Source organism: Loktanella sp. DJP18 (assembly GCF_049310965.1).
In the GTDB taxonomy this organism is placed as follows: Bacteria; Pseudomonadota; Alphaproteobacteria; order Rhodobacterales; family Rhodobacteraceae; genus Loktanella.
Map to the genome: position 1 here is coordinate 1 of NZ_JBMERN010000317.1, position 1,388 is coordinate 1,388.

Annotated in this window: 1 protein-coding gene; it reads right to left on the minus strand. The window is 57.6% G+C overall.

The features are described 5' to 3' along the window. Window positions 1-191: 191 nt before the first annotated feature. A complete protein-coding gene (locus ACOI1H_RS25560; protein WP_422441133.1) occupies window positions 192-1,211 on the minus strand; it encodes a YihY/virulence factor BrkB family protein in 1,020 nt (339 codons plus the stop codon). Between the last annotated feature and the right edge of the window lie 177 nt (window positions 1,212-1,388).

Sequence of the window (1,388 nt, forward strand, 5' to 3'; positions counted from 1 at the left end):
ATCTGACCGTCATTTTGCGGTCGCTTACGAAACGAACGGGCCTGAAGCCGACAAGTTGCTTCACGTGATGGAGAGCAGTATCCGCGGATGTCGTTGTGTCGTCGGCAGATCACGGCTTGCACAGGGATCATGCATCGATGACGTATGCGTTCCGGCAAACGGGCTCAGGATGACGACACCACGACAGCTGCTTATGGCGTTCTTCCCAATGTGTCTGCCATTTCAGCATCCCGTTCACCCATCGGCCGGACCTCACCATGTGTCGTGTCGCGTCGTGTCTGATGTTCCAGTTCTGCATTGAGAAGTGCCCCCAAGAGCACCACAAAAGCTGTCAGCCAGATGTAAAGGAGCAGGATAACGACACCGGCGATCGCACCGTAGGTAGGCTGATAACTCCCGAAGTTGGATACGAAACCAGAAAACAAAAAGGATCCGCCCAGCCATAAGGCTGTGGCCAGCACAGCACCGGGTGTTACCCAGCTCCACCGAGGCGCACGGCGGGCGGGCGCATACCGGTACAGAACAGCCAGAGCCGCCATCGACAGCATTGCTAGGACGGGCCAACGGCCCCACGATACAATCGTGTCGGTCAGGCCAGAAAGGCCCAGCCAGTTGGCGATCGGTGGCACCACAACGGCAAGCGCCAGTGCTGCAATCGCCATCAACGCCAACACCAGCGTCAGTGCGAGAGACACAAAATTCCGCAGCAGGATGTTACGCGTTTCATGTTCGGAATGGGCCAGGTTAATGCCACTTACCAGATTGTCGATACCACGCGACGCCCAGAATAAGGAGAGTGCGAGGCTGACAAGGGCTGTTGCCGTGGTCGTGCCGGTCGCCTGACCGGAAAGCGCTACCGCCTGATCGCGCACCACCGCCAGCGGTTCCGCCGGCATTAGGTCTTTCAATGCGTCGATCTGATCAATGACAATGTCCGGGTCGAACCAAAGCCCCGCAATTGACGCCAGCGTTGCAATTGCAGGGAAAAGGGCAAGCAGGCCGAAAAATGCAACGCCCGCAGCGATTAACGGGACAAGATCTCGTCCGATACGCTGACCAATGCGGAGCCAGGTGTCACGCAAGCCTGTCAGCCGGATGTGATGCGGGCGCCAAGCGGCGCGTCCGCGCTCGGTGTCTTGCGCAGCCTCTGCCTCTGAGTCCGGGCCACTCGGGCTATGGTCATCGTTTCGCGTTCCGGTCTTTTCTGGCATGACTTCCGGCTCCATGTGTTCGGGGGCGCATGATGGATAACAAAGATGTTGTTGGCGCTAAAGGACCGTTCAATCTCAGTAATTCTTGCCACCTTCGCGGTCAGGTTTCACAACGTATCGTGAAGGGCTATTGTTGATAAAGATATTGGGCCGGGCGGCTCTGACAATATGAGCCGC